Annotated in this window: 19 protein-coding genes; 1 reads left to right on the forward strand and 18 read right to left on the reverse strand. The window is 45.6% G+C overall.

Annotation, left to right across the window (positions count from 1 at the left end; genetic code table 11):
- Window positions 1-5: 5 nt before the first annotated feature.
- From ileS to DFP83_RS07010, 4 genes are all read right to left on the reverse strand, one after another.
- Window positions 6-2,840: an isoleucine--tRNA ligase gene (gene ileS / locus DFP83_RS06995; protein WP_110574300.1), complete on the reverse strand. Its 2,835-nt coding sequence runs from the start codon at window positions 2,838-2,840 to the stop codon at window positions 6-8.
- A 47-nt stretch (window positions 2,841-2,887) separates the two neighbouring features.
- A complete protein-coding gene (gene ribF, locus DFP83_RS07000) occupies window positions 2,888-3,919 on the reverse strand; it encodes a bifunctional riboflavin kinase/FAD synthetase (protein ID WP_110574301.1) in 1,032 nt (343 codons plus the stop codon).
- Between the two features lie 73 nt (window positions 3,920-3,992).
- Window positions 3,993-5,555 carry a murein biosynthesis integral membrane protein MurJ gene (gene murJ, locus DFP83_RS07005; RefSeq protein WP_110574302.1) on the reverse strand — a complete coding sequence of 521 codons (1,563 nt, stop codon included), beginning with the start codon at window positions 5,553-5,555 and terminating at the stop codon, window positions 3,993-3,995.
- Between the two features lie 89 nt (window positions 5,556-5,644).
- Complete coding sequence (locus tag DFP83_RS07010) at window positions 5,645-7,945, reverse strand: sensor domain-containing diguanylate cyclase (RefSeq protein WP_110574303.1); 2,301 nt, start codon at window positions 7,943-7,945, stop codon at window positions 5,645-5,647.
- A gap of 172 nt (window positions 7,946-8,117) precedes the next feature.
- Between DFP83_RS07010 and rpsT the strand changes: the two genes are divergently transcribed.
- Window positions 8,118-8,378, forward strand: a complete 261-nt coding sequence (gene rpsT / locus DFP83_RS07015; RefSeq protein WP_071463303.1) for a 30S ribosomal protein S20 — start codon at window positions 8,118-8,120, stop codon at window positions 8,376-8,378.
- Between the two features lie 492 nt (window positions 8,379-8,870).
- On the opposite strand, the gene pseI is transcribed toward rpsT, so the two are convergent.
- The 14 genes from pseI to DFP83_RS07085 all read right to left on the reverse strand — a co-directional run bounded on the left by pseI (window position 8,871) and on the right by DFP83_RS07085 (window position 23,440).
- Window positions 8,871-9,923: a pseudaminic acid synthase gene (gene pseI, locus DFP83_RS07020; RefSeq protein WP_110574304.1), complete on the reverse strand. Its 1,053-nt coding sequence runs from the start codon at window positions 9,921-9,923 to the stop codon at window positions 8,871-8,873.
- Entirely contained in the window at window positions 9,916-10,728 is an 813-nt protein-coding gene (locus tag DFP83_RS07025) for an amidohydrolase family protein (RefSeq protein WP_110574305.1), read from the reverse strand. The genes pseI and DFP83_RS07025 overlap by 8 nt, the downstream gene beginning before the upstream one ends.
- Window positions 10,728-11,777, reverse strand: a complete 1,050-nt coding sequence (locus DFP83_RS07030) for an ATP-grasp domain-containing protein (protein ID WP_157981538.1) — start codon at window positions 11,775-11,777, stop codon at window positions 10,728-10,730. Before DFP83_RS07030 ends, DFP83_RS07025 begins: the two co-directional genes overlap by 1 nt.
- A 140-nt stretch (window positions 11,778-11,917) precedes the next feature.
- Window positions 11,918-13,066 (reverse strand): pyridoxal phosphate-dependent aminotransferase, encoded by a 1,149-nt coding sequence (locus DFP83_RS07035; RefSeq protein WP_110574307.1) that lies wholly within the window; start codon window positions 13,064-13,066, stop codon window positions 11,918-11,920.
- Window positions 13,063-14,148, reverse strand: a complete 1,086-nt coding sequence (gene pseG / locus DFP83_RS07040) for a UDP-2,4-diacetamido-2,4,6-trideoxy-beta-L-altropyranose hydrolase (RefSeq protein WP_110574308.1) — start codon at window positions 14,146-14,148, stop codon at window positions 13,063-13,065. The genes DFP83_RS07035 and pseG overlap by 4 nt, the downstream gene beginning before the upstream one ends.
- Window positions 14,138-14,833 (reverse strand): pseudaminic acid cytidylyltransferase, encoded by a 696-nt coding sequence (gene pseF / locus DFP83_RS07045; RefSeq protein WP_110574309.1) that lies wholly within the window; start codon window positions 14,831-14,833, stop codon window positions 14,138-14,140. The genes pseG and pseF overlap by 11 nt, the downstream gene beginning before the upstream one ends.
- The gene (gene pseC / locus DFP83_RS07050; RefSeq protein ID WP_110574310.1) at window positions 14,830-15,990 is read right to left on the reverse strand and encodes a UDP-4-amino-4,6-dideoxy-N-acetyl-beta-L-altrosamine transaminase; all 1,161 of its coding nucleotides are present in this window, start codon (window positions 15,988-15,990) and stop codon (window positions 14,830-14,832) included. Before pseC ends, pseF begins: the two co-directional genes overlap by 4 nt.
- Complete coding sequence (gene pseB / locus DFP83_RS07055; protein WP_110574311.1) at window positions 15,990-16,988, reverse strand: UDP-N-acetylglucosamine 4,6-dehydratase (inverting); 999 nt, start codon at window positions 16,986-16,988, stop codon at window positions 15,990-15,992. The genes pseC and pseB overlap by 1 nt, the downstream gene beginning before the upstream one ends.
- Window positions 16,989-17,000: 12 nt before the next feature.
- Window positions 17,001-19,835 carry a motility associated factor glycosyltransferase family protein gene (locus DFP83_RS07060; RefSeq protein WP_110574312.1) on the reverse strand — a complete coding sequence of 945 codons (2,835 nt, stop codon included), beginning with the start codon at window positions 19,833-19,835 and terminating at the stop codon, window positions 17,001-17,003.
- 63 nt (window positions 19,836-19,898) lie between these two features.
- Window positions 19,899-20,198, reverse strand: coding sequence for a hypothetical protein (locus tag DFP83_RS07065; RefSeq protein WP_110574313.1), 300 nt, complete (start codon window positions 20,196-20,198; stop codon window positions 19,899-19,901).
- Window positions 20,198-20,626: a flagellar export chaperone FliS gene (gene fliS / locus DFP83_RS07070; protein ID WP_110574314.1), complete on the reverse strand. Its 429-nt coding sequence runs from the start codon at window positions 20,624-20,626 to the stop codon at window positions 20,198-20,200. The genes DFP83_RS07065 and fliS overlap by 1 nt, the downstream gene beginning before the upstream one ends.
- 5 nt (window positions 20,627-20,631) lie before the next feature.
- On the reverse strand, window positions 20,632-22,095 hold the full coding sequence (gene fliD / locus DFP83_RS07075; RefSeq protein ID WP_110574315.1) for a flagellar filament capping protein FliD: 1,464 nt from the start codon (window positions 22,093-22,095) through the stop codon (window positions 20,632-20,634).
- 39 nt (window positions 22,096-22,134) lie between these two features.
- Window positions 22,135-22,560 (reverse strand): flagellar protein FlaG, encoded by a 426-nt coding sequence (locus tag DFP83_RS07080; protein WP_110574316.1) that lies wholly within the window; start codon window positions 22,558-22,560, stop codon window positions 22,135-22,137.
- A gap of 61 nt (window positions 22,561-22,621) precedes the next feature.
- Window positions 22,622-23,440, reverse strand: a complete 819-nt coding sequence (locus DFP83_RS07085) for a flagellin domain-containing protein (RefSeq protein ID WP_110574317.1) — start codon at window positions 23,438-23,440, stop codon at window positions 22,622-22,624.

Below are 23,440 nucleotides of genomic sequence, written 5' to 3' on the forward strand. Positions count from 1 at the left end.
GAGCGTTAGGCAAAATGACGCTCCTCTCCAGCACCGTCAATGTTGCTCACACAACGTTGACACAAATCTGGATGTTCACTGATTTGACCGACTTCTTCGCGGTGATGCCAACAACGCTCACATTTTTTGTGCGCGCTTGCAACCACACTGACCGCAAGCGGTAATTGCTCTGCTTTAACCGCTGCTTCAGGTGCATCGGCAAGATCCGCTACAGACGCCTCTGAGGTCAACAGTGCGAAGCGCAGCTCAGCGCCTAAGCGTTGCAGTTTTTCTGCAAGCGCAGTATCAGCGTAGAGCGTCACTTCAGCTTGCAACGAACCGCCAATCACATCGTCACGACGTGCTTGTTCAAGTGCTTGGTTGACCGCATCACGCACGTTGAGCAGCTCAATCCAGAAGCTATTCTCTTCACTGCTAACACCCGCAAACTGTTCAAACCCGTCGTACCACGCTTGCGTAAATACATACTGCTCACGCTCGCCAGGTAAGAGTTCCCAGATTTCCTGGGCGGTAAAGCTACAGATAGGAGCCATCCAACGCACTAATGCCTCAGCAATGTGGTGCAGTGCCGTCTGACATGAACGACGCGCCAAGCTATCGGCTTTGGCGGTATACTGACGGTCTTTAATAATATCAAGGTAGAAACTACCCAGCTCAATAGAGCAGAAGTGCATGAGCTTTTGCACCACCGATAAGAACTGATAGTTATCGTACGCATCCACAAGCTGCTTTTGTAAGTCAGCTGCGCGACCAACAATCCAACGGTCCAGTTCAACCATCTCGTCCATCGGCACTTGATGCTGCTCTGGCTCGTAACCGCTTAAGTTCGCCAATAAGAAGCGCGAAGTGTTACGAATACGGCGGTAGGCATCGGCTGAACGCTTGAGGATCTCATCAGAGACCGTCATCTCGCCTGAGTAATCTGCCGAAGCCACCCACAAACGTAAGATATCGCCACCGAGTTTGTTCATGACATCCTGCGGCGCTACGACATTACCGATTGATTTAGACATCTTGCGGCCTTGCGCATCAACGGTAAAGCCATGCGTCAATACCTGACGGTAAGGCGCTTGTTCATACATCGCGACGCCGGTCACCAGTGAACTCTGGAACCAACCACGGTGTTGGTCAGAACCTTCAAGATACAAGTCAGCGGGCCAACTTAATCCAGCGAACTCGCGCAGCACGGCGTGATGTGTAACACCCGAGTCAAACCAAACATCGAGGGTGTCGGTCACTTTACGATACTGATCAGCTTCATCACCCAGTAAGGTCGCTGGATCAAGGTCGAACCATGCTTGTACGCCTTCGTTCTCGATCAACTGAGCGACTTTTTCCATCAACTCAAGGGTGTTTGGGTGAAGCGCTTCGGTCTCGCGGTTGACGAAAATCGCAATCGGGTTACCCCACGTACGCTGACGTGAAATACACCAGTCGGGACGGCCCTCAACCATTGATTCGATGCGGCTTTGGCCCCACTCGGGTACCCAACGCACTTGCTTGATTTGTTCAAGCGCTTGGCTACGTAAACCTTTTTGATCCATGCTGATAAACCATTGCGGTGTAGCACGGAAAATAATCGGTGTTTTATGGCGCCAGCAGTGCGGATATGAGTGCTTATAGCGCTCGGCATGCATCAAGTTGCCCGCGTCACGTAACGCATCGATAATAGGTTCATTCGCCTTAAATACGTGCTGGCCAGCAAAACGCGGCGTGTCTTCTTTGTAAACACCGTTATCGCCGACCGGGTTGTACACTTCGAGATCGTATTTTTGACCCACCAAGAAGTCATCCACACCGTGACCGGGCGCTGTATGCACACAGCCTGTACCGCTATCGGTTGTTACGTGGTCACCCATGATCACCGGCACGGTGATATCAAACAGTGGGTGGTTTAATTGCAACAACTCAAGGGCTTTACCTTTGCAGAAGCCCAGCTTGTGGTAATGATTGATGCCCCAACGGTCCATACAATCGTTCACCAAATCACTTGCTAAAATGACGCGCTCAGCCTGTTGATCGTCGGTCTCTTCGATTTGCACCAACGCATACTCAAGCCCTTCGGCTAATGTCACGGCACGGTTAGCCGGCATGGTCCACGGCGTCGTGGTCCAAATCACCATGCTCACCTTGCCTTTACCCTGATGCCCTTCTGGCGTGGTAAAGGCGGCTAATGCTTTATCGCTGTCAGTCAGCGGCATACGCACATCAATCGCAGGTGACTCTTTATCTTTGTATTCGACTTCGGCTTCTGCCAGTGCTGAACCACAGTCTGTACACCAATGCACCGGTTTAAAACCCTGATGCAAGTGCCCTTTTTCGATGATCTTAGCCAGCGCACGCACACTATCCGCTTCTTGCTTAAAGTTCATCGTTAAGTATGGGTTGTCCCAGTCACCGAGCACGCCTAAACGTTTAAAGTCTTCGCGCTGCTGATCAATTTGCGTTTGCGCGTAATCACGGCAATGTTTGCGGAATTCAGCGAGATCCAGCTTTTGACCCGGTTTGCCATGCTTTTTCTCGACCTGTAACTCGATCGGCAAGCCGTGGCAATCCCACCCTGGGGTGTAGGGTGCATTAAAGTCACTTAAGGTTTTTGACTTAATGATAATATCTTTTAGGATTTTATTGACCGCGTGACCAATGTGGATCTGACCGTTTGCGTACGGAGGTCCATCGTGCAAAATAAAACTCGGTTTGCCCGCTTTGGCTTTACGGATCTCGCCATAGAGATCGTCTTGATACCATTGTTTGAGCATGCCCGGCTCGCGCTTCGCGAGGTTTCCGCGCATTGGGAACGCCGTTTCCGGCAAGTTTAATGTGTGCTTATAATCACTCATGGGTCACTGTTTCCATTTTCCGCATATTTACTGACTATCGTGGCCGATCAACTGAGTAGTTCTCGGGCACGAGCGGCATCTTTCTCTATTTGCTGTTTTAAATGTTCGAGCGAAGCAAAACGCTGCTCGGATCTTAATTTGGCGACCGGTGTCACGGTTGCGTGCTGACCGTACAGGTTGCCTGAAAAATCGAATAAATGCACTTCTAATTGGACTTCGTCGCCGTTCAGCGTAGGCCGTGTGCCTAGGTTAGCTACGCCATGGTATGTGCCTTGGGCGCGGGTGTTTGTTGCTGCGCAACGGTTATTTGCGCCTGCGGCGCGGCTGTTTGTCGCGCCGAAGGCGCGACCTACATCGGTATCGTCGTAGGTCGTGCCTTCGGCACGACTTATGGTTACCGTTACGGCGAAGACGCCGTGTAGCGGGCTTTTTAGGCGTTTTAACGGGATGTTGGCAGTGGGAAAGCCGATGGTGCGGCCGTTCTTGCGCCCGTGTACGACTTTACCCTGCATTTGATAAGGGCGGCCGAGCATGGCTTCGGCGTTTTTAAAGTCGCCCTCTGCCAACGCTTTACGAATTGCAGTGCTGCTCACCCGTTGTTGCTGTTGGCGGTAGCTGCGCGTGTCGACGACTTCAAAGCCGAGCCGTTTGCCCTCTCGTTGCAACAGTGCAAAATCGCCCTCGCGTTTATAACCAAAACGAAAATCATCACCCACCACCAAAAACTTAACGCCGAGCTTACCAACCAACACATTCTCGATGAACTCAATGGGCGGCTGACCAGCAAACTTACGGTTAAACTCAATGACGAGGTGTCGGTCGATGTTTTCATCGCGCAGCGCGAGATATTTTTCACGCCAATTGGTGAGGCGCGCAGGTGCTTTTTCTGGCTGAAAGATTTCTTGCGGCTGCGGCTCAAAGGTCATGACTGCTGCCGGCACGCCGAGTGCGCTGGCTTTTGCTTTGACTTGCGCCAGTACCGCTTGATGGCCTAGGTGCACACCATCGAAATTACCAATGGTCAGCACGCATCCATGATGTTCTGAACGCAAATTATGTATGCCGCGAATAAGTTCCATAGCCGAACAAAGTACCACTCATTAATGTATAAAAATAATGCGGGCGAGATTATAACCGATGCTGCGTTCAGAATCAGTATTCTTGCGCGCGCAAATGCCGTGGTCGTAACCCACCGATAAGTAGCACCAATAAATAGGCGCCCGCACCGGCCCCGATAATTTGTGCTAATTGCCAAGGACGCGCGACCAATGACATATCACGCCATTGTTGCACTGATGGCGTAAGCCATAATACCACAGCGACCATCACCGCTACGGCGATGACCACGCGAGCGACAAAAGCCCAGGTGCCTGGTTGGATAACCAACACGCGTTCGCGATGCAGCGTCACACCGAGTAAAATCGCGTTCAGTGCCGCCGATGCCGCCGTTGCCATCGCTAAGCCAACGTAACTGAACGGAATGGCAAATACCACATTGAGTGCCATATTCGCGACCATGGCAATAATGCCAAACTTAACGGGGCGTTTGGTGTCCTGCCGCGAATAAAACCCCGTTGCCAATACTTTGACCAACATAAAGCTCAGCAAACCGGCGGAATAGGCCATTAAGCTATAGGACGCCATCTCGGCATCGTTTGGCGTAAACGCACCGTGCATAAACAACACCATCAGCATCGGTTCTGCTAAGAAGAACAGTCCAGCCATAGCGGGCAAGCCCAGTAACAGCACCATACGTAACCCCCAGTCGAGGGTTGCCGAGAAGTTTTCAGTGGATTTATCGACATGTCGTGATGACAGTGCCGGCAAAATCACCGTGGCTATGGCAATACCAAATAAGCCCAACGGAAATTCAAGCAAGCGATCTGAGTAATAGAGCCAACTAATTGAGCCGGTCATTAAAAAACTAGCGATAAGGGTGTCGAGCAGCAAGTTAATTTGACTCACCGAGACCCCAAAAATGGCCGGTAACATCAATTTACGAATGCGGGTTACACCACTGTCATGCCAACCCCAACGCGGCCGCGTGAGCAAACCCGCGCGTTTTAAAAAAGGTATTTGAAACAAAAACTGAATCAAACCACCAAAAAACACGCCCCACGCCAAACCAAACTCGGGTTGCTCAAGGTTGGGAGCCAGCCAAATTGCGGCAGCAATAATCGCAATGTTCAAGAACACCGGTGTAAATGCGGCCACAGCAAACTTACCCAAGGTGTTGAGGATAGCGCCCGCCATCGCGGTAAAGGTAATGAACCATAAGTAAGGGAAAGTAATACGCAGTAAATCACTGGCTAACACGAACTTTTCACCCTGAGGGCCGTCGTGCCACCAGTCTAAGAACCAGCCGGTGCCAAAAAGTGCCGCCACGACCGGAGAAGCAAGCATACCCACTAAGGTGACAATCGTTACGATGGTGCCGAGCGTGCCCGATACGCGAGCTATCAGAAGCCGTTGCTGCTCCAATGGTTGGCCTTGCTTGTATTCGGTAAGCACGGGAACGAACGCCTGAGCAAAGGCACCTTCAGCAAACAGCCGACGTAAAAAGTTGGGAATTTTATTCGCAAAAAAGAACACATCCGCTGCCGCACCAGCCCCCATCAGGTTGGCAATCACAACATCACGTACCAATCCTAATACACGTGATATCAAGGTCATGGCACTGACTATGAATCCGGAACGTAACAACGCTTTGGACACGGGCTCTCCTGTACACGGGCTGCGGATTGAAAAACGTCAGTGTATACCAAGCGCTCGCTATGCGCTACGCATGCTTATTGTAACGCGCCTTAGGTGCCCCATACAACGCGATTACGGCCAGATTTTTTGGCGTCATACAGTGCTTTATCAGCATGATCCAGTACCGCTTGCTCGAGATCACTGTTTGCGGGCTCGTCCTCAGCTATAAACAGTGCTCCGATACTAATGGTGTAACCTATTTGCTCACCATCAAAAGTGACCTGAGATTGTTCGATCTCTTGCCGCAACGCCTCCAAGCGTTGATGCGCTTTATCTTTTGAGTCGCTATTAAGAATCAGTGCGAACTCCTCGCCCCCTAAACGCGCGACCATGTCGTCGGAGCGAATACTGCGCGCTAGCGACTCTGCTAAATGTTTAATCACCGCATCGCCGGCAGCATGACCAAAGGTGTCATTGACGCGTTTAAAGTGGTCGATATCAAGAATCGCAACACTGCGTGCGCCACCCTCGTCATTTAACAATTGGCAACGCTCTATAAATGCACGACGATTAGGCACACCAGTGAGCGCATCTGTCATCGCCATATTTTTTAGACGCCGCTCAGCATCGATACGTGCTTTGTCCAATTGAACTGCATAAAACAGTGCTCCCAGCGCGTCTAACAAGGGCTGTAAAAAAGTCGCGTCACTTTGCTCATAATCATTGAGCTTGTTAGCGAGACCTATCATGCCAACCACATTACCTTGTAAACGAATCGGTAAACCTAAGAATCGCATAATACGGGGATGGCCACTCGGTGTGCCTTTGGAAGCAGCGTGTTGGCTGGGTTCGTTGGTCAGTACGACTTCGTTGGAGGTAATGGTGCGGCCAAATAAATTGTTCAAACTCTCGAAGAATAGTTCGCCGCGCAGATACGCTTTATACAGCTCTGAGCTTTGTTCGTTCCACGAGAGTTCCGATATCGCATGGATATACAACACATCTTTACCATTGCGCTTTTGCATCTCGCCGATAAAGGCAAACTGGCTGTCGGCAATCTCAATCAGCTCGGGTAAAATGTCTTGGCAGGCTTTAGAGAGATCTTTGTCATTTAAGTAGAGCGCCTGTGCTTTGTTAATAAAGCTTAATAGTTGTCGCTGCTTAGTGTCGAGCAGCTCGGCCTCTTTCTTTTCAGTAATATCGCGGTGCGTCCCCGTTAAGCGCAGTGCTTTGCCTGCCGAATCGCGCTCGACCACGCGTCCATAGGTTTCTATCCAAACCCAATAACCTTGCGCATGACGCATACGATAAATGGTCGAGAAAGCAGGTGTGTCGCCCACCATATGGGCTTGTAACTCGCGCTCAACCCGTTTTAAATCGGCAGGATGAACAAGGCTCTCCCAAAAATACAAGGATGGGTCGAAATTAGCGTACTCAATCCCGAGTAACTCACACCAACGTTGATTCACTTTATTGGTATCGGTTGGCACGTTCCAATCCCAGGTACCCAACCCTGATGCCTCCAAGACCAAACGCATTTGCTGGTTCGCTTCATTCAACCGCCGTTCAAAGTAGCGGTTAGCGGTGTTATCAATCAGCATAGCGTGGATATTTTCAAGTCGTCCCTCGGGATCATAAAAGCTTTTTGATAACAGCTTGACCCAGCGTTCTGGACCTTTGGCTGGGACTAGACGAAACTGGGCTTCACTCGTTGCGACTCCAGCCAGATGGTTACTGAGTAAAAAGTTGAGCTCCTTGCGACCTTTATCATCGAGAAAGTCTTCAAAGCTTTTTGAGCCATCACGGAGTTGATCACTGGGAATGTTGAACAACGTCGACATGTTGGCCGAGACATACTGCAGGTCCAGTGCCATGTTATAACGCCATTTAATGAGCGCAGCAGGCGTGTCATCGATAAATGAGCGTTCTTGCACTAACTGTTGGTGCTTTAAAGATAAGGTTAAGTATTGACTGACATGCTCGCTGACATGCGACAGGCTCTCGAGTTCTTTATCAGTAAAGTTATGCGGCTGTGTATCGAGTACGCATACCGTTCCCACCGTCACATCGTCGAGCTTAAGTGGAACCCCGGCGTAAAATCGAACATTAGGTGCGTCGATGACATAAGGGTTGTCTTTAAATTGTTTACTTTTAAGCGCATCGTTTATTAGCAATTGCGCTTCGTTGCTCACGACATAATTACAAAACGAAGGCTCAGGATCGATTTCCTCCCCGTCAAAGCCTGTCTTCGCCTTAAAAAACTGAGTTTCATTGTCGACGATACTGACGAACGCCATAGGCACATCTAGCCAGGCTGCAAGCGCCTTCATTAACCCATTTAACTGAGGATCCTCTTGTCCTATGTAGAGTCCAAACTCACGGATCTTCTCTACTCGGAGCGATTCAGCCATAACTCATCCTTAAATGTTGCAAGCTGTTAACAATATCGAATAAAAAATCATGTTTGGCAAGTCACTCAAAATACACAATCTACGACATTAAGTGTTGACATTTCCGCCAGATTAGGCATAATCCACGACCTTTATAAAGAAGCGTTCTGTTAACGAATTTTAGGAGTTCACCTTGGCTAACATTAAGTCTGCTAAAAAGCGTGCGATTCAAGCCGAGAAAAATCGCCGCCATAATGCAAGCCGCCGTTCAATGATGCGTACTTACCTTAAACGTGTAAACGCAGCCATTGAAAGCAAAGATAAAGAAGCTGCAACCTCAGCTTTAACCACAGTAACACCATTATTGGACCGTTACGCAACTAAAGGCTTGATCAGCAAAAACAAAGCGGCACGTCATAAGAGCCGTTTGAACGCTAAGATCCAAGCGCTTTAATCTGAATTTGTTCGTGCTTTCCTAAGGGCGAGCACAAGCAAACAGAAAAACCGACCCACGGTAACGTGTTGGTCGGTTTTTTGTTTTTAAGATTCGCACTGTAAAGCTTTCAGCTGTTAAAATTGCCTGAATACTTCTGGCTCTTTTTGTTTAAAGTTTCCTGATGTTACCAACTGAGTAAAATTGATCTAGTAGCAACAGTTAAAAACTGATGCAATTGCTCTCTTTTTAATAAAGGCGCAAGCCATCGACGAACAACATCTCCGGCATCTAAATCTTGGGTGAGCTTGTGTACCGTCATTCCAGTTATTTGTGATTCTAACATAAATAAGCTATCGGAAAGCCTCAGGTCTTACACGGAAATGCAGCAACATAACTCAGACAAATGTAGCTCCGAATTTGCCGATTCGAATCATGGAGCTTTTTCTTGGGATACCGCCAAAAGAAATGCCAGTCGCTTAACTGAATAGTTTTTTTAACCATTTTTTATTATTAATCTTCAATTAACTCTCGTTTTACCGGAGAATTAATTTTTATATCAATTGCTACCTTCTTGCCTATCAACTCTGCAAAGTGTTTAGGGGCTAAGCCGAAGCCTGGCCTGACGCTACGAATGCAATCTTCAGTAATAATGTCACCCGCTTTCATGTCTTTCACAAAATATAATGAACGCCGTACTTTAACGTTCGCTTGTTCGCTCGCCTTATGTCCATAATCAACCTTTCCAAGAGCTTTCCAAGCGGTCTTACTGTCCCGACACAAGGCTTCTAAGTCAGCAGGTTCCAAGGAGAAACTATCGTCAGGCCCTCCTCCACTGCGATCAAGCGTAAAGTGCTTTTCGATAATCGATGCCCCTAAAGCAGCACTAGCTATGGCCACAGTGTTATCGAGCGTGTGATCCGACAAGCCAGTAACAAGCCCAAACCGTCTAATCATATCGTCGATAGTCCGTAAATTATAGTCTTCGGAAGGGGCTGGGTAACCGCTTACACAATGCAAGACCGCTAGTTCTTTACACCCTCCTTCGCGAGCTGCCTCAATTGCTTCCTGAATTTCATCTGCGTCCGCCATTCCGGTTGATATGATCATAGGTTTACCAGTCCTAGCAACATATTTTATTAATGGCAAGTCAACTGCTTCAAAGGAGGCAATTTTGTATGCAGGGGCATTTAAGTCTTCAAGTAGATCTACCGCTGTATTGTCGAAGGGTGCACTAAATATTGTGATGCCAAGCTCTCGTGCATATTTAAATAGCGGCTTATGCCATTCCCAAGGCATGTGAGCTTGCTCGAACAACTCATAAAGAGACATGCCCGCCCATTTACCCTCTTTGATAATAAACTCGTCTTCGTGACTATTCAGGGTAATCGTATCTGGACGATACGTTTGGATTTTTACTGCGTCTGCGCCACACTTTTTAGCAAAAGTAATTATATCGAGTGCATTCTGAAGATTTCCATTGTGGTTAGCAGACATCTCAGCAACAATATACGGAGGTCTACCTTCCCCAATTTCTCTCCCGTCAATATTAATCATCTTAGACATACTTATTCACCAAAGTTTCGATATTTCTGCTGAGCACATTTTCGATTTTAATATCCGTTAATTCAAGATCGCGCCGCTCAAAAACGTATTCATCTAGGGCGTTAAAAAGTTGCGTTGGGGTATATTCTGGGTAATCAGTCCCTATCATCACTTTTCTGTCGAGGGTTTCCATCAAATATCCGCAATCAAGGGCCAGAGAGCTTTTCCTAAATCTCATGAAGGTAAATGAAAGATCGAGCCATGCGTTAGGGTAATCACGGATGACTTCTCCTGTATTAAATACGTCACTGTAACCACCATGCAAAAAAACAATATCTACCGCATGGTGCCTTTCCGCTATCTGGGCAATAAGATAATGTGGAGGGACACTGTTTGGTCCCACTGGCGCTCTAATTATTGTGCAAATATACACTAGCATATTGCAGCGATGTGTCGCTTGAATAATTCTATCGACTACTTCGCTATTTTCGAGACTAATTTCCGTGAAGCGGGGATGAATTTTTATTCCTATTGCTTTATATTTTTCTTTGAACCCCTTAAAAAGAGCAGTTAGTTGTACTTCATCAAGCTTTAACCACTCTTTTTTCACACTAATTACGAGGTGACAGAATGGTAACTGTTCAGATATGATATTTGAAATTGCCTCAGGTTCATCATCTGGCATGCAAGCAATCACACCACCTTTAAGAAGACCTCCCTCCTGAAACGACTTTATTGTATGAACATCGGCCCGCTTGTTCGTTTTATACCAAGTCTTATCAACTTTTATATGCATCAGGGGGTCAAAAAGCTTTTGTTTATACATTATTCTACCTTCACATGAATTTTTGCGAGCGTTGCCATAATTTTTTCATTCACAACTTTGTGGCAATGCCCTTGGACGTAAAAATACGCCATTCGATCTCCGTCAGTTCTAGGCGGCGACAATTTCGTTCCTGGAGAGGCAAGGAGGTGGACCTCTGAATCTGAGTCGTTTACGATGTCTATAAGTGTCCCTGGAACATTTTCAAGAAAGCGTACAGCTGAAATTAAAGTTGGTAAATTAGATGGTGGAACCTCAACAGAGAGACCCAAATCAAAACAGAGTGAGGCCTCGAAGTAATCATACCCAGTGGCGTACTTGATAAAATGCTCTGAGACTCCGAAGCCTGCTCCCCTACCAGCAGTTTCAACCAGCCAAAAACGCCCTTTTGCATCTTCTATTACTTCGGTGTGGCAAACTCCATTATCGTAACCAAGAGCGTCATGAGCCTGCTGGATTAAGAGCTGTATTTGCTTTGACTGCGAAGCGCTGAGGATACTTGAAACCAAAAGGTTAGCCACAGTAGAGTAAGTACCAGCTACTTTTTCTTTACTTGTAACAAGTATGGGGTAGCTCTTTCCATGCAATCTCAAGCTTTCAATAGTATATTCTTTTCCATCGACGAACTCCTCAATAATAAGTTCCCCTGAACCTGACCACGTAAGAGCCCATTCTAGAGCGTCACGAGATATATCCTGACGACGCATAACGGTAATCCCCCGGCTCCCGGAAGAGTCTATAGGCTTGATAATCACTTTTTCACTGCATATTTCTGATAAAGCTGATGCTATATTTGTATTATCTCGGTTTATTACCACAAAATTTGGTGAGGCAAGCGCTTGCCAAGCTCTACGTTGCTCACCTTTATTTGTAAGCCTTAGTGCCAATGAAGATCTTGTACCGGGCAAGTTATAAATATCGCGAAGTTTGGCAGCCGCGAGCATGCCTGCTTCACATGCACTACATACTACAGCGGAGGGTAAATCTGATGTATCAGCAAAAAAATCCCTGACAGCCTTTTCGACGGCCGGCGAGCAAGCAATATCTGCCACAATATGGCTATCTCCAAACTCGAAACCCACTGCGTCACGGTTGCCGTCAATAACTAATGCTCGATAACCAAGTTCTCTCACCCTTTTAATGGCTGAAGTTTGCCATGGACCAGCGCCAATATGAACAACCCAAGGCCTTATCATAAGTTAACTCTGGCACTAATTTTCTGCAGTGCACCATCAATTCGTTCCAAACTTTCAGTACCAAATGAAAGTCTGACAAAATGTGAAGTTGTTCGACCATACGCTTCACCAGGTACAACCGCAACATTGTCTTCTGTAAGTAATTTTTCGGCGAGCTCAGAAGCGTTTTTCCCTGTCGGCCAAAGCTCAACAAAGAAATAAAATGTCGCTCCTCCCTCCAGAACTTTGAAGCCGTATTGGTCTAGCAATTTTCGAACTTCCTTGCGCTTTATCAACAAAGCATCAATTTGTTGATTACAAACTGTCCATATCTCATCAAAATTCTCTTCAATATATAACTGGAGCATAGTCGGTGCACAAGTAACTATATGTTGATTAATTGTGGTCATTTTCTCGATAATTTGTGAGCTAGCCGCAGCGAATCCGATTCGCCAACCTGACATTCCAAAGTTTTTAGATATGGAGTTAACAACAATCAGGTTAGAATGCTTGCGAACAAGAGATGCCGTAGATTTAAATCCTTGGTTGCGGGTAAAATCGCTATATGCCTCATCGACCAAAACGAAAACTCCGCGTTTCTCAGCTATGGCAATCAGCTTCTTTAACTCTTCAAAATCATACACCCAACCCGCAGGGTTGTTCGGGTTATTGATCACTATAAGCTTGGTTTTATCTGAAATACTTTGCGCAATATTATCCAACGTATACTGGTAAGGCATATAACGAGAAGACGCTCCACACAGGGACGCTTGCTCTTCATAACTCAGCCAAGCTGGCTCATGAAGTATTACCTCGTCGCCATCATTAAGCGCAAGAAGCATAGACATATATGTCAGTGCTTTTGAACCCATTGAAATAAGGATATTTTCGTCAGCGTCAAGACCCTCAGCGAAATGTCTATCAACCAAGTAGTTTCTGATTTTAGTTCTTAGATTTGGAAGCCCCTGTGAATCGCTGTAGTGATATCCACCAAATACTAGGTCATCATCAAATCCGTAATTGGGTATGTCAAAATAGGCCTCACCCAATGAAAGAACGACTGGATCTTTTCCAGATCGCCTTGCCTTATAAACCAACTCATTGATGAAAATTGAGCGCGCTCGCTTAATTTTACTTACATGGTTACTAAAATTCGGTATTTTCATTCCTGCCCCAATAAAACTCTTACGATCCGTTCGGTACCCAAACCGTCAACTAAAGAAAAACCGTTAACCGATAGCATTTTTAATGTTGGCACGTCTATCGCATCGACAACACGCTTTAGTTCACCAGGAACAAGTGGGGAGAAACTAACTACAACACCAGATGATTCCAATTTTCTTGTTCCTTCTGCCTGATTGGCTGCTATCGTTGCGACAAGCGAAGGGCAACCAAGACAGCAACGTTCCCAGACGCTACTGCCCACTGCACCTATACAAAGATCGGCTAACATGAGTCGTTCGGCCATATTATTCACACCTTGATTTATATCTACACGCAGTCGGGATTGATTCGCCCGTGTTTGGAGAGCATCGGCATGTGGGCTCGCCGGCCCTATTACAACGTCCAAGTGCGTATTATCTGGTATATTTGATTGGTCTAACTCACTAATTACAAGCTTTGTAATGTTGTGAATATCGACGCCTCCTAAAGTTACCAGAATTCTATTAAGAGGTAATTCAAATGTTCGCTGAACTGCTTTTTGTCTCGTTTGGCCGAACTCGCTCCTCAAGAGACAGTATTTCGTACCAGTCAAAATACGTGTCCCCTCGGCGACTAAACCTTCATAGTCAGCGGCTTTCCTTTCAAAGCTTGAATCAATCAAAACATCGCAATCATGTTTTCTGTTGGCCAGATCATCTAAAGAGACTACCTTATCTACTCGCTTTCGAATTGCTTTTTCCCAACTATCACCTATGCCGTAGTGGTCGGTAACCATCCACACCGTACCCTGAATATCCGCTAGTAGCTCTAGGCTCTCCATTGCGTCGGCACGGGAACTAGCCCCTAACCACTGCTCGTATCCATTTGTCGTCGGAGTATTCTCTTTTGGTAAACCCAACTCAACAACACTAAACCCTTTATCGCGCACAAAAGAAATCAAATTTCCTTCATGTGGTCTGGATAAAAAAAAGATTTTTATCCCTTTTTTTTCTAAAGCCACAGCCAACGCTAGGCACCGCATTACATGGCCACTACCAATCTCAAGACTTGCGTCTGCCCGAAAGAAAACGTTATCAGGAACCATATGAAGACATCGCTCTAAATAATAGTTCAGCTCGATACCAATCTTCAGTCGTATCAATATCCTGTACGCGATATCTTGGAAGTATTACGGGTGCAGTATCGGCTAAAAACGAGGGAACACCGCTCATCCAAGCGTTTCTTGTTCCCCAATAGAATTGGCCTGCGTCGTGAAAAGCTTCCTTAAGATCTTGTGAACGAGCAGAGAACGCGGATGGGTCAACCATTTTGACTTTTTGTTGCTCATCAATTAGCAAAGCTCTTTGAATCGGGTACGAAAAACTACTTACCCCAATTGCATACTCGCAGCCAGAAGCTTTAAGTGTCTCAAGCCCGCGATTGATATCTTCAGCCGTAATTAAAGGCGCTGTCGCATAAAGACAGCATACCTCAGAAATCTCGCCACAATCATTCTCTAGCATTTCAATAGCATGAATGATAACGGCTAAAGTACCAGTAAAATCATCTGACAGGCTTTCTGGTCTCATGAACGGTACTTCTGCGCCGTATTTCCTCGCAACCTCCGCTATTTCAGTATCATCGGTAGAAACAATGATACGGTCGAAGCATTTACTCGATTTCGCCGATTCTATTGACCAAGCGATCATAGGCTTACCACAAAAGTCCTTGATATTTTTGCCTGGTATTCTTTTGCTTCCGCCTCGAGCTGGGATCACCGCCACCTTCATTGGAATATCGCCTCTTTTAATGCTTCAATAACAGTTTGTTGCTCTAGATTTGTTAGATTCGGGTGGATAGGTAGGCTGATAGCCTCCCGATAATACGCCATTGCATTAGGATGATCTTCGGGGACAAATCCCATATTACGATAGTAAGGTTGTGTATGAACAGGGATATAATGAAGGTTAACACCAATCCCCAGCGAACGCAGAGACTCAAAAACCTCACGGTGACTGCTCTTTATCTCCGTCAAGTTTAAGCGGATAACGTACAAATGCAGAGCGGAATAACTGTCCGGATGCTGCCAGGGAGCCTTTATCGGCAAGTCTTCAAATGATTCATTATATCGCTCCGCTATCTCATGTCGGCGCGCTACGTATTTATCGAGGCGTTCTAACTGACTTAGGCCAAGTGCCGCCTGAAGCTCAGTCATTCGGTAATTAAAGCCCAAGCCAACCTGCTGATAATACCAAGGTCCGTCTGGCTCATGCGTCATGAGATCAGGCTCTCGGGTAATACCATGGCTTCTAAGTAAGTTCATTTTGTCCGCCAACTCATCACAGTTAGTCAACGCCATACCACCTTCGGCAGTCGTGATGATTTTTACTGGATGAAAGCTAAACACAGTAACATCACTGTAACGGCCATTACCGATATACTCGCCCTGATATTTGCCACCGATAGCGTGAGAAGCATCTTCAATGACTTTTACACCATGTCTATCGGCCAAAGATTTAATCGCCTGCATATCACAAGGCTGACCACACAAGTGCACTACCACCAATACTTTAGGTAGAGTGCATTCCTTTGCGGCCTTTTCAAGTTTACTTCTTAGCGCATTAACACAGATGTTGTAGGTTTTGGGGTCAATGTCCACAAAGTCGACCTTTGCTCCACAATATAGCCCGCAATTCGCCGAGGCTACAAAGGTGATCGGTGTCGTCCATAGCCTATCACCCTCGCCTAGGTCCAGTGCTAAACAAGCAATATGCAAAGCTGACGTAGCACTGTTGACGGCTAGTGCATGTTTAGCACCGACTTTTTGCGTAACTGCAGATTCAAACGCAGGCACCTTTGGTCCTTGTGTCAGAAAGTCTGACGTTAACACCTCCACCACCGCATCAATATCCGACTTTTGAATGTCCTGTTTGCCGTAAGGTATCATCAGATTTCACCTATTTTGGCATAGTTAATGTCGAGCCATTGCTGTAAAGCCGCATCAGACATCCAATCCAGGTTATTATCACTCGAATAGATGAAGCCTTCAGAAACCTTTTTACCGTCCTTAATGCGGTCGGCATCCTTATCCCAATTGTTGATTGCCGGCAGTATTTTATAGTGCTCTGGGTATTCGTAGGTATAAGGCGCATCTTCAAAGCCAATCATCTGCTCATGCAGTTTCTCGCCAGGACGAATGCCTACGATTTCTTGCTTCGCCTCTGGTGCCACCACCCGAGCCACATCCGTCACTTTCATGGACGGGATTTTCTTGACGTAAATTTCACCGCCGACCATATCTTCAAAGGCATGCCAGACGAGCTCTACGCCCTGCTCAAGCGAAATCATGAAACGTGTCATGCGATCGTCTGTGATAGGTAAAACGCCCTTATCGCGGATGGACATAAAAAATGGAATCACTGACCCACGTGAGCCCATTACATTGCCGTAACGAACAACAGAGAAACGCGTTTTTTTTGCACCCGCATAATGATTGCCAGCCACAAACAATTTATCAGAGGCAAGCTTAGTGGCACCGTATAAATTAATTGGGCTACTGGCTTTATCGGTTGAAAGCGCCACCACTTTTTTAACGCCCTTATCAATACACGCGTCGACAAGATTCATCGCACCGTTCACGTTGGTTTTAATACACTCAAACGGATTATACTCCGCGGTGGGAACAATCTTAGTTGCCGCTGCATGAACCACGTAATCGACGCCATCGAGCGCCCGATATAGACGGTCTTTATCGCGCACATCGCCAATAAAAAAACGCACGCGCGGATCGCCTTCAAACAGCTTGGCCATTTCCCACTGCTTCATTTCGTCGCGGGAGAGGATGATAATTTTTTTAGGATTGTATTTGGCTAATGTCATAGGAATAAACTTATGACCAAAGGATCCAGTTCCACCAGTAACAAGGATTGAAGCGCCTTTAAACATGATTTTTCTCCATCACGATGGGGTAACTAACTCTGTTGTGTCACTATCCTCAAGAGCCAACGGGTTTTCCTTGAACGCATCGTGACATAGCGTCAGCATTTCACAGAGCTCTTTTAACGTTTCATTTAAAATAGCGATTTGCTGGTCTTCTTCTTGCTGACTGTGCGCCACTTTCAAAAGTGTCGCATGCACATAGTTGAAAGTGCTAACAAACAATCCATAAAATACTCTATGACCTTTATGGTATGAATCATAAAGAAACTTCTTCTGCTGCTTTATGACAGCGTTCAAGTTTGAAAATGACTCATCGAGTTCTTCAAAGAGCTGCATTAACTGGTTAAAGAGCCGTTCAACTTCCTCGACGTCGCACAGTGAACAAAGCTCTTGATACAATTCCTCAGATAGTCCACTTGAAAATAACTTATCAAAGTAATCAGTAATAAAGCTTTTCTTGGAAAGGCTTTTGTCAAAGTGAATATCACTCAATTGGACACCCTCCGCGCCCTCTATTTTAGCGCCGTCGCTGGTGTTTTTGACAAGCCCACCTCCCCCTTCACTGATGGTGTGGCCTAGATTTTTGGCTGATATTCTAAACTCGGGTTTCGTATATACATAATGAGTAAAGTTTCCACGCACCATTAGCCTTCTTCCCATGGATTTCTGGTAACTAAACTTCTCTTCTCTGTCTTTATAATATAACGAGTCTTTTGAGTGGTGGTGAGTGATATCCTTAAAGCCCAAGTCAACGCCAATGAGTATTAGGTTTTGGAACCCCAAGGCAAGTAAACTACTGACCGCGAAATTAGTTACTGTTGGGTTTGGTCTCTTTGGTAATACAGGATTTATTCCAAACCTATGCTTTAAGTGCGAGAGGTACTGCATACCGCCACTAGAGGTTATAAAAACCGCATAGTGATTTTTAAAAAGTTTTGCTGTGTCAGGATGGCTCCAACAAGGGGCTAATAGGGATATTTTCTTCAAATATTCTTTATCAGGTATTTGAGAGATGATGCTGTATGTACACCGGTTTTGTTCAAGCTCGGCATGAAAGTCTGGCGTTATCCCATTTTTCCATAAAGAGTATAAAGCCGTACCGCAGGATACCACCAAGGCGTTTTCTTGTAGTTCTTTTAATTGCTCAATGCTGCTATCAAGAGAGGGGCCGTTACCTACAACAAAAATAGGCAATAAACCGTCAACGTTATTGCTATGCGATACATTAACCAAACAATTTTTAGACTTAAAGTTTTCGATAGTGTGAGAAAGTGCATAGTGAGCGTAATGAAAATGCTCAGATAACGTAAGTAAGTTACTTAACTCTTCTCTGAACTCTATTATATTGGACGCCATATTTTTATGCTTTCTATCGATAAACAGAAAAGAGTTAAATAGATAGAACCCGTTTAATTTGCTCATTGAGCTTTTCATGTCTTCGATGAAATAGGTACCGTCATCTCCAATACTAAAGTTAATATGCTTTTCTGACTCGTTAAAAGAATCCAGAATATCGGACCAGTTGACAAAATGCATAGCCCAATAAAAAAAGTCGATATTCGGTTCTATAACATAAAGATACTCAACGTCGTGATTTTTTATGAGCTTTTCTTGGGCTAAACCAATACCTAAAGAGAGAAAAATCATAGACGGCACTGAGTCGGGTAGACCTTTCATGGTTTTGCCGTAACGGTTCATTATAGCCGTTACTTTTTGAGCATACTGATAAAATGTATAGTGTGACAGCTTGCCACCGCCGACATTGTTGCTGGGTACAGTTTGTACAGGGCTCTCAACGAACGCTTCATACGCTGCCTGAATATCCTGAGAGAGTTCAGTGGTATACCAAAAAGCTTCTCGCTCGGTGTGAAAAAGATTATATTGACCCTGCCCAGAAACAGTCAGTAGCCAATGTTGCGGACGATATGTTGCCATCGCTCGGGATATGTCAGGGAAAAATTTATCAAAGGCTTGTAGATTTTCGTTAAAACGGGCTGTTAAGTCTGAACTAACAAGTGATGCATTATCGTTTGCGCCTTTCAACTCGGTGCGTATCGACTGGCAAAATAAAGGTGTCTCATGTGATGGTTTTTTGTATGACATGACCGTGTTATCTACAAAGCTTTTTAAGTCATCCCCCCACAGTCCTTGCGACAGTCCAATTGTGACAGCGTCATACTCCTCGTAGTGCAGGTGTTGATAAACATCAAACTCTTTCAAGTTCAAATGCTCTTGTATCGTCTGCAATGTATCAGAGATTGGAGTTTCCTCGCCAACATCAAAAGCGAGCAGCCCTCCTTTTGAGTGAATTGACTCAGCGATAGCACTAACGTCAATTCGGTAAAGCGAAGCCAAGAAAAAATCCCAACAGGGCTCACACAGAATGACATTTTTATATTGAGACGAATGAATAATGTACTCGCTTGACGCTCCTAGCCCGAGCCCAAGACAAACCAATGTTTCACAGCTCTGTCCCTCAGCGATACTATCAGTGCCTAAAATCAATCCGCTCTGGTCACGATGGTAACAAGGCGCCTTATTGGAAGCTTTTCCGATACGATAGTTTGTGAGTCCCGCATCGTGGGCATGAGATAACTGGCTTTGGTCGCAGTTAAGCGGGTAGAGAGTCTCTCCAGAATTTAACTGGACAATGTTCAACTCACCATGTTTAGTAAAGAAAATACTATGGGAATCAAACCTTGAATGAGCTACCTTTTTGAATAAATCGGGATAGTGCAGCTTTAAGAACTGAATGTTTTTATTAAACTTATTATCATAAACAGGGAACGAATCTTTATCGATATGTTTTTGCTTCTCTTCTTCTTCTACCTGGAATCTAAGAGTAGTTTGCATCGCTAGTGACCCAACTGCCAAAGGTTTGACTTAGTTTAAAGTTACTAGCAAACCTCGTGCCAATCAATACTTGCGCCTTGCCTTTTTCCCCTTAGCTAAACCAAGCAAAGCCAGCTTTCTCTCGTCTTTGAGTTCATCTAGCTGTCCCTTAAGAACCTCAACAAATTTAATCTCTTTTGATAAAATTTGAGCGGCTTCCTCCTGTCCGTTTGTCTCAAGCACTTCTTCGGTATAAAACGGCAGTTGTTTGTAATAAATATTAATATGCTTTTCGAGGTCCTCTACGGGGGCCTCGTCACTCGTTAAGAGTTGAGTAATATGCTCTCGCAGCTTAGCAAGCTTAGCTTCGAACACCTTGGTCATCAGAAGCCTTCAGCATTTGCATGATGACTACTCAGCGTAGACTGCCTTACATCTTGAGGAATTGAGTCCCAACCTTCTTTGATTGTTGACAGAATATCTTGGCTTGCTTTGATTTTCTCAACAGAATTTTCTCGTGAGGCTTCTGACAAGCTATCTACGATGAAGTCATAGAGGCTACCTAAGTTATTAGTTATTTCCTCTCCTCCCTCAACAGGACGAAGTGAGTCGTTCAACGCACGAACGATAGCAATAGCTCTGCTTATGTGCTCAGATTTCGCCGATAGATCTTTTCGCTCGATTGCCGCTTTAGCCATAACCATGCGATCAATACCGCCTTGCATCAACATCTGAATCACTTGGTAAGCGTCGGCAGCCCCGAGCTGGTCTCTCACACCGACTTGCTTATAAGCGTTTAACCCTTTTTTCATATTATTTAACTCCCGCCGAAACCAGGTAAGTTAGCCAGTTGCCCTTGCAGAGCTGACATTGTCTGGTTCATTTGCCCAATCATCGAGTCTAGCGCTTGGTATTCCTCACGCAGATTTTTTTCATAGTTCTCCATGTATCGGTTAAACCGCTCGCGTTCTTGAGTTAAATTTTCTTTCTGTGATTCAAAAACATCTTCTTTCGAGTCAAAAAGACCACCCAACTGGGTATACTGCTTTATGTATGAATCGAGCTGTGTCGCAATCCCGTCTTCGTTTGAAAAAAGCTTGCTGACAGAATTAAAGTCGCTAGACAGCGCCTCATCGAGCTTAGCTTCGCCCTCATCCCCAAATTCTAACTTACCTTCAGAATCAAACGATAAACCCAACGAGTACAAAGTTTTGAACCCAGTCTCGCCTGACGCGACTGCACCGCCGATAATATTATTCAGGCCTGAGGACAATCCACGTATCATCGAGTCTCCGACAAGCGCGCCACTGGTGCCCTCGACATTGACTTTTGTGAGCTTATTGCTTTCGTCGACAAACTTGTTGTAAGCCTCGACAAAATCTTTAACGTTGTTCTTAATACCCTCTTTGTCTGTAGCGATCTCTAGCGTTTGAGGATCGCCTGGCGACAAACTCTTGGCATTGATTTCAACACCTTCAATCGCATTGGTGAAGGTATTCGATGAGCTGTAGACATCGATACCGTCAATATTAAGGCGGGCGTCTGACGCCTGATCTTCGGCAGCGATTGTTAAGCCCGCAGCGCCAGCGCCGGAAGCGACCGTAGAAACCGCATCGAGCTCTGCGTTATCGTTAGTTACTACGAGTTCATTTTCAGCGCCCGTCACACTAGAGCTAAGTACAAGACGGGTTTCAGGGTTTGCGCCACCCGTGTTAATAATAGATGCACTCACACCATAGTTATCATTGCTGTTATTAATCGCCGAGGCAATGTCACTCAGCGTCGCTCCCGCATCAACATTGATAGAAAACGAGCTATCCCCGTTAGCCGTGGCTAATGTTAATGTTCCAGCCGTTGAGTTAATCACCTGATCGGTGCCCGTAAACGCTGCCGATTTAGCTTTACTCCCTTGCGCCAGTGCTTCTACAGACACTTCGTAAGAAGCCGCAGCAGCATTACTGCTCGCTGTGGCGGATAGATACTGATTGGTGGGCGTAGTAGAAGCGTCATCCTCATCGCCACCATCGGTCGATGACGGCGACACACCATTAATAATGGCAGTACGAGCGTTCATATCTCTGGAACTACGGAGCGTTTCTAAACTGTCTAATACTTTAGATAATTCTGACTTTAGCTTACTGTATCCGGACAGGGAGACATTAACTTCGTTTTGCCGCTCTTGAAGTGACTCAAGTTTCGGACGTCTTTCGGCTTGAATTAACTGTGTCACTAATTCTTCCAGAGCCAAACCTGACCCTACACCTAACGACGAAATTGCCATAATAACACCTCCACTTAACGACCAGACTCAAGTCTAAAGCTAAGTAACACTATCAATTAAGTAGCCAACACCTATATCGTCAATCTTATCACTTTCTTTAAGGCGTTCCGATAAGCGAACTAACTCTTCAGAGGGAATTTGGCGTATAACCTCTCCCGACTCCGAATCAACTACTTTCACAATAGTTTGTCCGATATCGTCATTGACTACTAACTCTAAATTTTTACGACGGATATTCGAGTTATCATTTAACTCTTGAACAAGCTCGTTAACACGCTCTATAGATTGTTGAGAATCTGTGGCTATGCCGTTAGCTTCTTCATTCTTCACCGTACTTTTATTAATTACACTAGTCTCGGCTGCAGTTTTGACGCTTTTTTCGTTCGCCTGAACAGCAGAGGGCTCTTCATCCTGCTTAGTAAGCCGTATGGATGAAGAAGAAAATGCATTGATTTCAATACCCATGGTATTTGCCTCAATTAAACAGTTGCCACTTAACTACTATAGTCAAGTGGCAACTCAATTACTATCCCAACAATGATAGCGCCGCTTGCGGACGTTGGTTCGCCTGAGCAAGAATGGTGGTGCTTGCCTGCTGTTGAATCTGGAACTTGGTCAGATTTGCAGTTTCAGCTGCAAAGTCTGTGTCCTGAATACGCGAGCGAGCAGCAGTCACATTTTCTGTGATATTAGTTAAGTTACGAACTGTCGACTGAAAACGGTTTTGAAGTGCACCTAAATCAGCTCGTTGTGCATTGACAGCTGATAACGCAGCATCAATATCAGCCAGAGCAGTTGATGCTCCAGTTACATCGGACACTGATAATCCGTCAACTCCCAAACCTGACACACCAAAAGAAGAATCAATTGTTATATCGATGTTTTGATTCGCATTCGCGCCAACTAAGAAGCTTTCGTCAAATGAGCCAGTCAACAAATTTTTACCAGCAAATTGAGTATTATCCTTAATCCGATCGATTTCATCTAGCTGTGCTTGTACCTCTTTTTGCAGTGCCAGACGATCGTCGTCACTGTTAACACCGTTCTGGGCCTGAACGGCCAACTGACGGATCCGTTGCAAAGAGTTTGTGGTCTCTTGTAACGCACCCTCTGCAGTCTGCGCAACTGAGATACCATCGTTGGCATTACGAACGGCTTGATCAAGGCCTTGAATCTGAGATGTCATACGGCTTGAAATCTGCAAGCCTGCAGCATCGTCTGCCGCACTGTTTATACGAAACCCTGACGACAAACGCTCAAACGCGGTGTCGAGACCATTGCCTGAGTTCATCAACTGTCGCTGAGCGTTAAGCGACGAAACATTAGTATTTACATATAGTGCCAT

It is taken from the genome of Idiomarina fontislapidosi (assembly GCF_003226255.1).
GTDB classification, from domain to species: Bacteria; Pseudomonadota; Gammaproteobacteria; order Enterobacterales; family Alteromonadaceae; genus Idiomarina; species Idiomarina fontislapidosi.